Consider the following 13666-nt stretch of genomic DNA (forward strand, 5'->3'; position numbering starts at 1 on the left):
AAAGCTTGCAGAATCGCTCGGCAGGTCGGATCAATTCGTATGGATTTACACAGCTCATTTCCCGGCATTGCCGACCTGAAACGTCGCGCGCGGCGAAGAGTACCGTTTTTTGTCTGGGAATACCTGGCGAGCGGTACAGGAACCGAAACCACATTACATAAAAACCGGGCCGCGCTGGATCAGGTGGAAATGCTGCCCTCCATCCTGCATGGCCCGATAGAGTGTGATACCAGCACGCGTTTTCTGGGGCAGGACTTCCCCTTACCCTTCGGCATCGCGCCGATCGGGATGTCCGGGCTGGTCTGGCCAAACGCGGAGAAGCTGTTGGCGTGTGCAGCCGCTGATGCGGGACTGCCCTATACTTTGTCCACCGTCGCCAGCCAGAGCCCCGAGGACCTGGCCCCCCATCTGGGAAAAAACGCTTGGTTTCAGCTATATCCACCGAAAGACCCGGACATTCGCACCGACATTCTGAATCGCGTCAAATCGGCTGGCTTCTCGACACTTGTTCTAACCGTTGATGTTCCGGTCGCTTCGCGGCGGGAACGGCAAACACGGTCGGGCCTGACTCAACCACCCAGGTTGACCCCGCGCCTGCTGGCCCAGATCGCCCTGCGTCCAACCTGGGCTTTGGGCATGGCGCAAAACGGAATGCCCAGGATGCGGACGTTGGACAAGTATATAGATGGGCATAGCGCCCTTCCGCCAACGGCTCATGTTGGTTACCTGCTGCGCACCTCGCCCGACATGGACTATGTCAAATGGCTGCGGGACGCGTGGGACGGGCCATTTATCGTGAAAGGCGTCATGCGGGCTGACGATGCCCAGAGGCTGCAACATGCCGGAGTTGATGCCATTTGGGTCTCGAATCACGGAGGTCGCCAGTTTGACGGCGCACCGGCCAGTATCAATGTGCTTCCGGCGATCCGCAGTGCGACTAATCTGCCGCTGATCTTTGACAGTGGCATCGAGGGCGGGTTGGACATTCTGCGCGCGATAGCATTGGGCGCGGATTTTGTCATGCTTGGGCGCGGATTTTTGTATGGCCTCAGTGCCTTAGGCACACGTGGTCCTGCGCATGTCATCGACATCCTGCGCCAGGACATGATTGCCAATATGGGCCAAATGGGCCTTCCAAACCTGCAGGAAATCCCGTCGGTAATCCCAAAAGTTGATGCTGCAACGCAGCGTGTGTAAGACAATCTCGTCAAAAAGGCGGCGTTTGCGAGCGATAACATGCCGGTTCTACCCAGAAGGACTGATATACGAGCGCGTATTGTCCGCCTATGAACACGGCCAAACCACCAAGACCGGGACCTGATATGACCGACTTCAACAAAATCCTGATCGCCAACCGCGGCGAGATAGCCATCCGCGTCATGCGGGCAGCCAACGAGATGGGCAAACGCACCGTCGCGGTCTTCGCCGAGGAAGACAAGTTGGGCTTGCATCGCTTCAAAGCGGACGAGGCGTATCGCATTGGCGAAGGCATGGGACCGGTTGCTGCTTATCTGAGCATTGATGAGATCATCCGCGTGGCCAAGGAGTGCGGCGCTGATGCGATTCATCCGGGCTATGGCCTTCTGTCCGAAAACCCTGATTTCGTGGATGCCTGTGTGCAGAACGGCATCACCTTTATCGGCCCCAAGGCGGAAACCATGCGCGCCCTTGGCGACAAGGCCAGTGCCCGTAAGGTCGCGATCGCCGCTGACGTGCCGGTCATCCCGGCAACCGAAGTTCTGGGCGATGACATGGCCGCCATCAAGGCCGAGGCCGCCGAAATCGGTTATCCGCTTATGCTGAAGGCCAGCTGGGGCGGCGGCGGGCGCGGCATGCGCCCGATCCTGTCCGAGGACGAGCTTGAAGAAAAAGTGCTGGAAGGCCGCCGCGAAGCCGAAGCCGCCTTTGGGAACGGCGAGGGCTATCTGGAAAAGATGATCACCCGCGCGCGCCACGTCGAGGTTCAGATCCTCGGCGACAAGCATGGTGAGATTTACCATCTGTATGAGCGGGACTGCTCGGTCCAGCGCCGGAACCAGAAGGTCGTGGAACGCGCCCCTGCCCCGTATCTGACGGAAGAGCAGCGCGCCGAGATTTGTGATCTGGGCCGCCGTATCTGCGCCCATGTGAACTACGAATGTGCCGGTACTGTCGAATTCCTGATGGATATGAACACCGGCAAGTTCTACTTCATCGAGGTGAACCCCCGCGTACAGGTGGAACACACCGTCACCGAAGAAGTGACCGGCATCGACATCGTTCAGGCTCAGATCCTGATTGCTGAAGGCAAGACGCTGGCCGAGGCTACTGGTAAAGCCAGTCAGGACGAGATTCGCCTGAACGGCCACGCGCTGCAGACGCGCGTGACAACCGAGGACCCACTGAACAACTTCATCCCGGATTACGGTCGCATCACCGCTTATCGCTCAGCCACGGGTATGGGTATCCGTCTGGACGGCGGCACCGCCTATGCAGGTGGGGTAATTACACGCTATTACGACTCGCTGCTGACCAAGGTCACCGCTTGGGCACCAACGCCCGAGAAGGCAATTGCCCGGATGGACCGCGCCCTGCGTGAATTCCGCGTACGCGGAGTGTCCACCAACATCGCTTTTGTTGAGAACCTGCTGAAACACCCGACCTTCCTGTCGAATGAATACACTACCAAATTCATCGACGAGACACCGGACCTGTTCCAGTTCAAGAAACGCCGCGACCGTGGCACCAAGGTTCTGACGTACATCGCGGACATCACCGTCAACGGCCACCCTGAAACCAAGGATCGTCCCGAGCCGCGGGCCGACCTGAAGGAAGCTAAGCCCCCTGCGATGAAGGGTGAGCCCAAAATGGGCACCCGCAATCTGCTGGAGCAAAAAGGCCCGCAGGCTGTGGCCGACTGGATGAAAGCGCAGCGGCAACTGCTGATCACCGACACCACCATGCGGGATGGTCACCAGTCGCTGTTGGCGACCCGGATGCGCTCGATCGACATGATCAAAGTGGCTCCGACCTACGCCGCGAACCTGCCGCAACTGTTCTCGGTCGAATGCTGGGGCGGCGCGACCTTCGACGTGGCCTATCGTTTCCTGCAGGAATGCCCGTGGCAGCGTCTGCGCGATCTGCGCGAGGCGATGCCGAACCTGATGACCCAGATGCTGCTGCGCGGGGCCAATGGTGTTGGCTACACTAATTACCCGGACAACGTGGTTCAGGAATTCGTGCGTCAGGCGTCGCAGAATATCGATGTGTTCCGTGTATTCGACTCGCTCAACTGGGTTGAAAACATGCGCGTCGCCATGGATGCGGTGATCGAGAACGGCAAAATCTGTGAAGGTACCGTCTGTTATACTGGTGACATTCTGGACCCGGACCGCGCCAAGTATGACCTGAAATACTATGTCGGTATGGCGAAAGAGCTGCGCGACGCGGGCGCACATGTTCTCGGCCTGAAAGACATGGCCGGTCTGCTGAAACCAGCCTCGGCCAAGATTCTGATCCGCGCGCTGAAGGAAGAGGTTGGCCTGCCGATCCATTTCCACACGCACGATACTGCCGGCATCGCCAGCGCCACCATCCTAGCCGCCTCCGAAGCGGGTGTGGACGCAGTGGATTGCGCAATGGACAGCTTCTCGGGCAACACATCGCAGGCGACACTGGGCACCGTGGTTGAAGCCCTGCGTCACACCGAGCGTGACACTGGTCTGGACATCAAAGCGATCCGCGAGATCAGCGACTACTTCGAAGCGGTGCGCGGTCAGTATGCGGCGTTCGAATCCAGCCTGCAGGCCCCGGCATCCGAGGTTTACCTGCACGAGATGCCCGGCGGTCAGTTCACCAACCTCAAGGCGCAGGCGCGTTCCTTGGGTCTGGAGGAGCGCTGGCACGAGGTCGCCCAGATGTATGCCGACGTGAACCAGATGTTCGGCGACATCGTGAAGGTGACACCATCGTCCAAGGTTGTTGGTGACATGGCGCTAATGATGGTCAGCCAGGGCCTGACCCGCGATGACGTGGAAAGCCCGGATACAGACGTGGCCTTCCCCGAATCGGTCGTGGACATGATGCGCGGCAACCTGGGTCAGCCTCCGGGCGGCTTCCCCGACACCATCATCCAAAAGGTGCTGAAGGACGAGGCCCCCAACACCGAACGCCCGGGCAAGGATGTTCCCGCCGTTGATCTGGAAGCCACCCGCGCCGAACTGTCCAAGCAATTGGAAGGCAAAGAGGTCGATGACGAAGACCTTAACGGTTACCTGATGTATCCCAAGGTGTTCCTGGACTACATGGGTCGCCACCGCACCTATGGTCCGGTCCGCGCCCTGCCGACGCGTACCTTCTTCTACGGAATGGAGCCGGGCGAAGAGATCACGGCCGAGATCGATCCGGGTAAGATACTGGAAATCCGCTGCCAGGCTATCGGTGAAACCGACGAGAAAGGCGAGGTCAAAGTCTTCTTTGAACTCAACGGTCAGCCGCGTGTGATCCGGGTTCCGAACCGTCTGGTGACAGCAACCACACAAGCGCGTCCGAAAGCTGAGGTAGGTAACGCCAACCATGTCGGCGCACCGATGCCGGGTGTCGTGGCAACTATTGCTGTGACTGCGGGCCAGGAGGTCAAGGAAGGCGACATGCTGCTGACCATCGAAGCGATGAAGATGGAAACCGGCATCCACGCCGAACGCGACGCGGTGGTCAAAGCTGTCCACGTCCAGCCCGGCGGTCAAATTGACGCCAAGGACTTGTTGATCGAACTGGAATAAAACAAGAATCCAGTTAATCTTTGAAGAGCCGCGCAGGAAACTGTGCGGCCTTTTCTTTGATCCGCCGGAGGCCCCTCATGCTTGCAATTACCCCGATCTACGCTGCCCTGATTGCCATTCTTTACGTTGTGCTCAGTCTCAACGTTATTGCCGTCCGTCGCAGCGCGAAAATATCGGTCGGGGATGCCGGTGACAAAACGATGCTCAAGGCGATGCGGACACACTCAAATTGCGCCGAATATGCCCCCTTTGCCTTGCTGTTGATCGCCATGGTCGAATTGCAGGGGGCCAGTGGGCTGATGGTAAATCTGTTGGGCCTCATGTTGCTGGCGGGCCGTTTGTTGCACGCATATGGGTTTGGTCGAAACCCTCAGATCATGATTCTGCGCCAGATCGGGATGCTGTTGACATTCGCTGCCATTCTGGTGGCGGCCATTGCTAATCTCGTGATGGCGCTGTGATCCGGGTGGCGGGGTCAACCCGCCAAAACCCGCGTTTCAATCAGCGGAGCTTTCATAAGAACCGGCTTAACTTCACTCAACCTGTCCCCGTCCGGCGCACAAAGCACTGACGTTAATACGATCAATGCAGCAAGCAGTGCCATTTTCATATCTGCGATCCGTGTCATTTCCTGTCCTCGAACCCTCTTGTTTTTTAATGCTCTAGGTCTTGAACGGACGGCGCGCGAGATTCCGTCGAAAGATTTTTCCGTCATTTTGTATTTTTCCGCTTGCAGCCCCGCGTGGGAATTAATACATCCCTCCTCACTCAACGGCGCGGGCGTAGCTCAGGGGTAGAGCATAACCTTGCCAAGGTTAGGGTCGGGCGTTCGAATCGCCTCGCCCGCTCCATTGAGAGGTCTTCGGACCAACATATGTATCTGATGCGGGCGTAGCTCAGGGGTAGAGCATAACCTTGCCAAGGTTAGGGTCGGGCGTTCGAATCGCCTCGCCCGCTCCAGATACCAACCTCTCCAAACATACTGGTTCTTTCGCAGGCTTTGCACCATTCTGGTTGTATTCCGCAACACAGGATGCCCCGATGTCTGCCTACGTGATCCGCCCCCTTACCGCAGAAGAGTTGCAGGAGGCTGTGGATTGGGCCGGACACGAAGGATGGAACCCCGGCCATCATGATGCCGCTTGTTTCCATGGTGCAGATACTGACGGGTTTCTGGGCGGGTTTCTGAATGGTGAGATGATCGCCTCTATATCGGTCGTCCAATACGACGACGCGTTTGCGTTCCTCGGCTTCTATATCGTCCGGCCCGAGCACCGAGGCTCTGGCCACGGGCTTGCGATCTGGCAGCATGCACTGGAAAACTGCGCCGAACACAACATTGGGCTGGATGGAGTCGTCGACCAGCAGCACAACTATCGCAAGTCTGGCTTTACTTTCGCCTACAACAATCACCGCTTCTCGGAGACCGTAACGGGAATTCGGCGGGCACTAGCACCATCGACTGGTGTCGAACCCCTCACCACCGCCTCCGACGCGTTAATTGCTTATGACCGCCAACTCTTCCCTGCCCCACGCGACGCGTTTCTGCAAAGGTGGATCAGCGCGCCAACCCATATTTCGCGCGTGTATTCCGAGGACGGTCAAATCAAGGGCTACGCAACGATGCGCCCGTGCAAGAATGGTTACAAGGTCGGACCACTGTTCGCAGACCGCGCTGACATAGCCGAAAGCCTGCTGGCCAGTCTATTGGAGACTTTGCCGACGAAACATAGCGGGCACGAGGTTTTCATCGACATACCGCAACCGAATGAAGCTGCTTTTGCACTGGCCACGAAGCTTGGGCTAGAGAAAGTATTTGAGACAGCCCGGATGTACTCCAATTACAAGCCGGATATCGATCTGAGCCGTATATTCGGCGTCACGACGTTTGAGTTGGGCTAACGGGCCCGCTTATTATCCAAAGTAAGTACTCAATGCATTCAAGAAATTCGGGGACGTCTTTCGAATGATAGGGAACCAACAAAAGCGCCTCCTGCTCGATGTTTTCGAAAATCTGCCAGGTTTGAGCTTTCTGGTACTGTCCCGCGCCACGGATGACTTGCGTGTGACAGGATGGGTCGGGACTGTATTGGCGGCGGTCGTTTGTGTTGCGTATCTGAAAAAACTGATGAGTCCGCACCCCATTTTGCTGGGCATCAATCTCTTCATGGTCGCGATCACGCCGCTGATTGAAGTGCTGTTTCTGGCTGGCAACAGCCATGCCGCAGGTATGATGATCGCAAACATCGATTCTCTTGTTCTGGGCAGCGTGTTTGCGACCGGTCTTTACCTGACCTTGTTTTCTCGCAACGGGTTTCTGACCTACAAACCCGAAAATGCCCAACAGGCGCGCAGGCACGCTGCGGTTTTACTGACGATCAGCGCAGCCGGTATCGCTTGGTCGCTGCTAGCGGGTGGAAATCATCTGGTAACTCTTGCTCTTCCGCTGATGCTGCTGTTTGGCCTGCTACAGTTGCTTCGCGCTGGCGCGGCGGACAGGCAATCGAACAGCGGCGCTGCACTGGTCGTGGCCCAACACCCCCCTGCTTCGGAAACGGTGATCTGACTCAGAACGCCTTGAAGGTCATCGTGGTCAGGGACCGCTCAATGTTGGGAATCACCAGCAGATTTTCGTTGATGAAATGGCCAACATCCTCGGTTTCCGGGATGTAGAGTTTCAGCAGCAGGTCAAATTCTCCGCTGGTCGAATACAGCTCGGAGTGGATTTCGCGCAGGGCGATTTCCTCGGCCACCTTGTACGTGGTGCCGGGTTTGCAGCGGATCTGGATGAAAACGCAGGTGGACATGGGCCGGGCCTTGTTGGTTGACTTGCCCGCAGGCTGACACGGGCCGCGTCCGGGCGCAATCCCCTGCAACAGTTTGCGTTGAATGCGACGGGCGGTCTGGAAATGCCCGCCCATCCCCGTCTATAAGCGCGCCTGTAGCAAAAGGAATTCGCCCATGCGCAGCGCAAAGATCAGCCGTCAGACCGCCGAGACTGAGATCTCGGTCGAGGTCAATCTGGACGGCACCGGCCAGTACGACAACCAGACCGGCGTTGGCTTCTTTGACCATATGCTGGACCAGCTTGCGCGCCATTCTCTGATCGACATGACGATCCGCGCCAAGGGCGATTATCACATCGACGACCACCACACGGTCGAGGACACCGGCATCGCGCTGGGTCAGGCTTTGACGCAGGCTTTGGGCGACAAAAAGGGCATCCGTCGCTATGGCGAGTGCCACCTGCCCATGGACGACGCGCAGGTGCGGTGCGCGCTGGATCTGTCGGCGCGCCCGTTCCTGATCTGGAATGTGGACCTGCCGACCCAGAAGATCGGCACATTCGACACCGAGTTGGTGCGCGAGTTCTTTCAGGCGCTCAGCACCCATGGCGGTATCACGCTGCATATCGACCAGTTGCACGGGTTCAACAGCCACCACATCGCCGAGGCGGCCTTCAAAGCCGTTGCCCGCGCCCTACGGCTGGCAGTCGAAACCGACCCGCGCAAAGCGGATGCGATTCCGTCCACCAAGGGTGCGCTGTAAATGCTGACCGCCATCATTGACTACGAGAGCGGCAACCTGCACTCGGCCGAAAAGGCATTTCAGCGCATGGCGCGCGAGGTTGAGGCGGGCGAAGTCGTCGTAACCTCGGACGCAGATGTCGTCGCACGGGCCGACCGGTTAGTTCTGCCCGGCGACGGAGCTTTTCCCGCCTGCGCCGCCGAACTGCGCGGGCACAAAGGCATCTATGACGCGATGGTCGAGGCTGTCGAACAGAAAGGCCGCCCGTTTCTGGGGATTTGCGTCGGGATGCAACTGATGGCCTCAAAGGGTCACGAATACACCGAAACCGACGGTCTGGGCTGGGTCTCAGGCGACGTGGTGCGGATCGAACCTTCGGACCGGGCGCTGAAAGTCCCGCATATGGGCTGGAACGATCTGGTTCTGGAATGCGAACATCCCGTGTTTGACGGGGTGGAATCCGGCGACCACGTCTATTTCGTCCACTCCTACCATTTCCGCGTCAGCGATCCGGCGCAGCGGTTGGCTTATGTGGACTATGGGCAAGAAGTCACGGCCGTGATTGGCCGCGACACGATGGTTGGGATGCAGTTCCACCCGGAAAAAAGCCAGGATGTAGGCCTGCGGATGATCGGGAACTTCCTGACCTGGGCTCCGTAAAGCTTACTGAATGCGCGTCCAGGTCTGTCCACGGCAGACCAGCCCCCCCGCAACGCAACCTTTGACAGTCAGTTCGTTCTGGCTGTCCAGGGTCATTTTCGAATTGTAGGTCTTGTCCCGGTCCGGCGCCCAGATTTTACCATTGGCATAGGTACCGTCGCCCTCCGGCTCCATGTCCCAGATGATCTGTTTGCCCAGATTCTCGTAGGCCAGCTGCTGATTGCCGGATTTATCAAAGGCACTGTCGATGGTGCCGCAGATCGCGCTACCGCACGGAGCGATGGTGACATGCAGATAACCGCCTTCGTCGCCCGGCTGTGTCTTCCACAGACCATCGGCCGGATCGGCTAAAGACGCCGTTGCCAGAACTGCAAAGCCTGCCGCAAGGGTAATTTTCTTCATGATTTCCTCCCTGATTTGTCGTCAGTCTGACGAGCGATGCGCGCACGGGCAAGAATGACTTAGCGTCGCGTTGCATCCCCTGCCCTGCCTGTGCGATATCCCGCGCGTGTAACACTGATATAGGGCCGCCGATCATGATCCTTTACCCCGCCATCGACCTCAAAGACGGCCAGGCCGTACGCCTGCTGCGCGGAGAAATGGACAAGGCCACCGTATTCAACGAAGACCCGGCCGCTCAGGCCCGCGCCTTTGTTGAAGCGGGCTGCGAATGGTTGCACCTGGTGGACCTGAACGGAGCCTTCGCCGGTGAGCCGGTCAACGCAGCCCCGGTCGAGGCCATTCTAAAAGCCTGCGACGTCCCCGCCCAACTAGGCGGCGGCATACGCGATATGGCCACCATCGAAACCTGGATCGACAAAGGACTGGCCCGCGTGATTCTGGGCACTGTCGCGGTGGAAAACCCCGATCTGGTGCGCGAAGCGGCCAGAGCCTTCCCCGGCAAAGTCGCCGTTGGCATCGATGCCCGCAACGGCATGGTTGCCACCAAGGGCTGGGCCGAGGAAACCGACGTGCAGGTTACCGATCTAGCCCGCAGCTTCGAGGACGCAGGCGTCGCCGCTATTATCTATACCGACATCAACCGCGACGGCGCGATGCAGGGCCCGAATATCGAAGCCACCGCCGACCTGGCCCGCGCCGTGTCGATCCCGGTGATTGCCTCAGGCGGTGTTAGCTCACTGGACGACCTGATCGCGCTGCGCGATTGCGGCGTGGACCTGAACGGCGCGATCTCCGGCCGGGCGCTCTATGATGGCGCGATTGACCTGAAAGAGGCGCTGGTTGCACTAAGCGCGTAACAGCTATTCCAGCTTCCAGGTGTGTTTTCGGGGCCGCCCATCCTTGTACGGTTGCAGCTCTTTTTCACTTATTCTTACAAACTGAAAACACCCGGTCCAGTCACCGGTCTTCTCGCACCAGGCATCCCCATCAACGTACCATTCTCCGTCATAGGTATCGCCACCGAAGTTGCCGGCCAGCTTACCCTTCTTGCGCCCGGAGCTATACGCCTGCACCCACGGTGTCTTGTTGTCCTGGTTTGAAACTGACCGGACCGTTGCACCCGGAATGGTCGCCAGCAGCTCTTTTTGAGACATGAAGTCCTGAGCCTGTGCCCCGCTGGCAACTACGAGAACACACGCCACCGCACCGATCTTCTTTGCCGCAATTTTCATGAGCTGTCCTCCAAATTTGTGTATTTTGAAATGCGCCAACCTTATCACAGATTGGCACAGCCCCAAAATCACTGAGGACACCCCGCGCCAGAGTAGCTGCAGAACTTACTGAGCGGCGACCGAGGTCAGCTTGGCCAACGCGCCGCGCATCTTTTCGATGACGGGGGATTTCTCAACGTCATCCAGCTCGTCCATCGTCTCTTTCGGGTCTTCATAGGCCAGCCAGACCTGACCGTTTTCGTCCTCGTAAGCCTGCACTTTCAGCGGCAGGAACAGACCGGCGCGCGGGTCGATCTGCATCGCAGGTGTTCCCAGCGCCGGGTTGCCGAAGATCAGAACCTGATTTGCCGGAATAGTCAGACCAACCTTTTCGGCCCCAGCCGCGTGGTCAATGCGAGCGAACACGGTCGCGCCCGCGTTGCCGACAGCAGCCTCAAGCGCATCCAGCGCCTCAGAGACCGATTTGTCGGTATTCACCTTGATAATATCGTCTGCCATTGCGGCGACAGCTCCTCCAATTACAAAAGCGGTTGTCAGAATGAGTTTGCGCATCTCATTGATCTCCTGATGAATTTGGGGACAGTTTTCACAGGTTTGAGAGATGTGGCAATCACAACTCCGGCATCGGCGGGCTATTGCCGGTTACCTCGATCTCTATCACCCTCTGCACGCCCGACAACCGAACGCAAATCGTGAACAATTCCACAGATTCGCAACGAGTTTGCACAGATCAGCCGCAAAAAGGTCAGAATTCACCAATACGGCTGATGCGAAATCTTATGCCGGAGTTTCATTGTGTCCTTTTCAAACGTATCGCAACCCACTGAAAATTGGCGCAACTATGCCCCGGTCATCAGTTTTTGCGCGTCAATTTTTGTCAGCGCCAGTCTGCTGTTTTTTGTTCAACCGCTGTTTGCCAAGCTCGTTTTACCCAAAATCGGCGGAACTCCGGCGGTCTGGACCACGGCAATGCTGTTTTTTCAGCTGATGCTGATCCTCGGGTATCTGTATGCTCACATGCTGACCCGCTGGTTTACTCTGCGCTGGCAACTCGTAACGCATCTAACCCTGTGGCTGCTGGCGCTCAGCTTCCTTCCATTGGCCACGCAAGAGGGCTGGAGGTTTGACTCATCGCAATCCATTGCTTTGCAAACACTCATTTTGTTTGCAGTGGGCGTAGGTGTTCCCTTTGCCGTACTGTCTGCGAACGCGCCGTTGCTTCAGGCATGGTATTCGCGGTCCGGCGGGCCTTCGGCCAATGACCCATATTTTTTGTATGCGGCAAGCAACGTCGGATCACTACTAGCACTGCTGTCTTTTCCACTGCTTGCCGATCCTTTCTTCGGCGCCCGTGAAATCAGCGTGTTCTGGTCGGTCGGTTTTGTTGTTTTCGGCATTCTCCTGGCAATCAGCGGCATGATCGCCCTGCGCGGCCCCGCCGAAACCGTCACCAAGGAAACGTCACACGAGGCGGGCAAGGCCCTGAGCGCAAGAACAATTGCCGCTTGGGTGTTCATCGCCTTCATCCCTTCGTCCTTGATGCTGGCCACCACAACCAAGCTTAGCACCGACCTTGGTGCCATCCCATTAATCTGGGTTGTACCGCTGGCCACCTATATCCTGACGTTCATTATTGCCTTCGCAAAGTGGCGCCAGCTCACCCTGAGCGGCCTCAGAACTCCGGTGCTGCTGATGATGGCATTTGGCGTCGCGATGTTGTCCATAATCGGATCATCGCAACAGCCTTTGACCGCTATGCTGGTGTATATTCCGCTGCTGTTTTTTGTCGCCCTGTATGCACACAGGCTTCTTTATGATCTCCGGCCTCCTGCGGAACACCTCACAACCTTTTACCTTGCACTTTCCGTCGGAGGTGCTTGCGGCGGGCTATTCAACTCGATTATTGCGCCCGCTGTTTTTAATCAGGAAATTGAATTTGCCCTAACACTTGTTGCGGCGGGCGGTTTGTTTCTGCTCCACGCAAGATCATTCAAAATGCGTGATGCTCTGATTGGGATTGCCGTTGCCGCCCCGATTTCCGTTGCGATCAGCATGTTCAAGGACGGGAGCACAGCGGATGCAGAAACAGTCCTCATGATCGCAACCACCGCTCTGGTTGCCATGTTAATGCTGGCGTTCCGGAATGCACCGGCTCGCATAGCAGGGGTGCTGGTGATCATTCTTCTGCCAACCATGCTCCCAAAGCAAGATTTGCATTTCAGCGATCGCAGCTTTTTCGGCACTCACTCTGTCTATGATCTCGGCGAGTTCCGGGTATACAGGAACGGCACCACTACGCACGGTCTGCAAAGGCACACCCCGCCCGGCACGCGACCGGTGGCAGCTTCGTACTACCACCCTGACGGACCAATGGCCGAAATCCTGACTTCGGACTACGGTTTGAATTCTGACAATATCGGCATTGTCGGCCTTGGGACCGGTGCGCTGGCTTGTTACGGGCAGCCCCATCAGACTTGGGACTTTTTTGAGATCGACGAGACAGTGGATCGCATTGCCCGCAATCCGGAGTTGTTCACGTATATGACCGAATGCGCTCCGGATTCGAAAACTCATCTGGGCGACGCGCGAATTGTGCTGGAGCACCAAAAGTTTTCTTTTGATATCATGGTGCTCGATGCCTATAGCTCAGATGCAATTCCACTGCACCTTATAACGCAGGAAGCGATCGAAGCCTATTTGCGCCAACTGAACCAAGGCGGCACGTTGGTCTTCCACATTTCCAATAAGTTCTACGATCTGGCGCCGCAGTTGGCACGGGCTTCTGAAACGTTAGGGCTACACGCGGCGGTTCAGGCGGACAAAGTGGACGCCGAAGCGCAAGAACAAGGAGCTTTGAGCACCTATGTCGTGATCCTAAGCCGCGACAAAGACCGTATCGATGCGTTTGCCAGTGCTGGGAATTGGCAGTTGCTGACCACCGATGGTCGGGCTCCCTGGACAGACGACAAAGCCAACCTGCTTTCAGCCCTCAGAATACTCGCAAAACACTAACACCGCGCCGCGCTGCACAACCAGCGGCGCGGCGCTATCCAGTTTTCGGCTCTGGCCTCGGCGCAGCTTTGC

14 protein-coding genes and 2 tRNA genes are annotated in these 13666 nt (G+C 57.6%); 11 read left to right on the forward strand and 5 right to left on the reverse strand.

Translation table 11 applies throughout. The annotated features are described in order from the left end of the window. The first annotated feature begins 39 nt into the window (after window positions 1-39). The 3 genes from GOW98_RS10150 (at window position 40) to GOW98_RS10160 (ending at window position 5221) form a co-directional block, all read left to right on the forward strand. Complete coding sequence (locus GOW98_RS10150) at window positions 40-1197, forward strand: alpha-hydroxy acid oxidase (protein WP_170331597.1); 1158 nt, start codon at window positions 40-42, stop codon at window positions 1195-1197. Between the two features lie 125 nt (window positions 1198-1322). Next, window positions 1323-4760: a pyruvate carboxylase gene (locus GOW98_RS10155; protein WP_170331598.1), complete on the forward strand. Its 3438-nt coding sequence runs from the start codon at window positions 1323-1325 to the stop codon at window positions 4758-4760. A gap of 77 nt (window positions 4761-4837) precedes the next feature. Further along, window positions 4838-5221 carry an MAPEG family protein gene (locus GOW98_RS10160; protein WP_170331599.1) on the forward strand — a complete coding sequence of 128 codons (384 nt, stop codon included), beginning with the start codon at window positions 4838-4840 and terminating at the stop codon, window positions 5219-5221. 14 nt (window positions 5222-5235) lie between these two features. Here GOW98_RS10160 and GOW98_RS10165 read toward each other — a convergent pair whose 3' ends face one another. Continuing rightward, window positions 5236-5475: a hypothetical protein gene (locus GOW98_RS10165; RefSeq protein ID WP_170331600.1), complete on the reverse strand. Its 240-nt coding sequence runs from the start codon at window positions 5473-5475 to the stop codon at window positions 5236-5238. Between the two features lie 61 nt (window positions 5476-5536). Between GOW98_RS10165 and GOW98_RS10170 the strand changes: the two genes are divergently transcribed. The 4 genes from GOW98_RS10170 to GOW98_RS10185 all read left to right on the forward strand — a co-directional run bounded on the left by GOW98_RS10170 (window position 5537) and on the right by GOW98_RS10185 (window position 7326). Further along, a tRNA-Gly gene (locus GOW98_RS10170) sits at window positions 5537-5611 on the forward strand. 34 nt (window positions 5612-5645) lie between these two features. After that, window positions 5646-5720: transfer RNA gene (locus GOW98_RS10175), tRNA-Gly, on the forward strand. 81 nt (window positions 5721-5801) lie between these two features. After that, window positions 5802-6662 carry a GNAT family N-acetyltransferase gene (locus tag GOW98_RS10180; protein WP_170331601.1) on the forward strand — a complete coding sequence of 287 codons (861 nt, stop codon included), beginning with the start codon at window positions 5802-5804 and terminating at the stop codon, window positions 6660-6662. Window positions 6663-6783: 121 nt separating this feature from the next. Further along, the gene (locus tag GOW98_RS10185) at window positions 6784-7326 is read left to right on the forward strand and encodes a hypothetical protein (RefSeq protein WP_170331602.1); all 543 of its coding nucleotides are present in this window, start codon (window positions 6784-6786) and stop codon (window positions 7324-7326) included. A gap of 1 nt (window position 7327) precedes the next feature. On the opposite strand, the gene GOW98_RS10190 is transcribed toward GOW98_RS10185, so the two are convergent. Beyond that, window positions 7328-7567 carry an Lrp/AsnC family transcriptional regulator gene (locus tag GOW98_RS10190; RefSeq protein ID WP_170331970.1) on the reverse strand — a complete coding sequence of 80 codons (240 nt, stop codon included), beginning with the start codon at window positions 7565-7567 and terminating at the stop codon, window positions 7328-7330. 154 nt (window positions 7568-7721) lie between these two features. Here GOW98_RS10190 and hisB point away from each other — a divergent pair, with 154 nt between their 5' ends. Together hisB and hisH are read left to right on the forward strand one after the other, a co-directional pair. Beyond that, window positions 7722-8309 carry an imidazoleglycerol-phosphate dehydratase HisB gene (hisB, locus tag GOW98_RS10195; RefSeq protein ID WP_170331603.1) on the forward strand — a complete coding sequence of 196 codons (588 nt, stop codon included), beginning with the start codon at window positions 7722-7724 and terminating at the stop codon, window positions 8307-8309. Continuing rightward, window positions 8310-8948 carry an imidazole glycerol phosphate synthase subunit HisH gene (gene hisH / locus GOW98_RS10200; RefSeq protein ID WP_170331604.1) on the forward strand — a complete coding sequence of 213 codons (639 nt, stop codon included), beginning with the start codon at window positions 8310-8312 and terminating at the stop codon, window positions 8946-8948. A gap of 3 nt (window positions 8949-8951) precedes the next feature. On the opposite strand, the gene GOW98_RS10205 is transcribed toward hisH, so the two are convergent. Continuing rightward, window positions 8952-9350 carry a DUF2147 domain-containing protein gene (locus GOW98_RS10205; RefSeq protein ID WP_170331605.1) on the reverse strand — a complete coding sequence of 133 codons (399 nt, stop codon included), beginning with the start codon at window positions 9348-9350 and terminating at the stop codon, window positions 8952-8954. 134 nt (window positions 9351-9484) lie between these two features. Here GOW98_RS10205 and hisA point away from each other — a divergent pair, with 134 nt between their 5' ends. Next, complete coding sequence (gene hisA, locus GOW98_RS10210) at window positions 9485-10207, forward strand: 1-(5-phosphoribosyl)-5-[(5-phosphoribosylamino)methylideneamino]imidazole-4-carboxamide isomerase (RefSeq protein ID WP_170331606.1); 723 nt, start codon at window positions 9485-9487, stop codon at window positions 10205-10207. A gap of 3 nt (window positions 10208-10210) precedes the next feature. Here the strand turns inward: hisA and GOW98_RS10215 are convergent, their stop codons facing one another. Then, the gene (locus GOW98_RS10215) at window positions 10211-10582 is read right to left on the reverse strand and encodes a hypothetical protein (protein WP_170331608.1); all 372 of its coding nucleotides are present in this window, start codon (window positions 10580-10582) and stop codon (window positions 10211-10213) included. Window positions 10583-10687: 105 nt separating this feature from the next. Beyond that, entirely contained in the window at window positions 10688-11134 is a 447-nt protein-coding gene (locus GOW98_RS10220) for a DUF302 domain-containing protein (RefSeq protein WP_254437970.1), read from the reverse strand. Window positions 11135-11377: 243 nt separating this feature from the next. Here GOW98_RS10220 and GOW98_RS26245 point away from each other — a divergent pair, with 243 nt between their 5' ends. Then, on the forward strand, window positions 11378-13594 hold the full coding sequence (locus GOW98_RS26245) for a fused MFS/spermidine synthase (protein WP_170331610.1): 2217 nt from the start codon (window positions 11378-11380) through the stop codon (window positions 13592-13594). Window positions 13595-13666 lie beyond the last annotated feature (72 nt).

Origin of the sequence: Ruegeria arenilitoris (assembly GCF_013032445.1) — a bacterium.
In the GTDB taxonomy this organism is placed as follows: Bacteria; Pseudomonadota; Alphaproteobacteria; order Rhodobacterales; family Rhodobacteraceae; genus Ruegeria; species Ruegeria arenilitoris_F.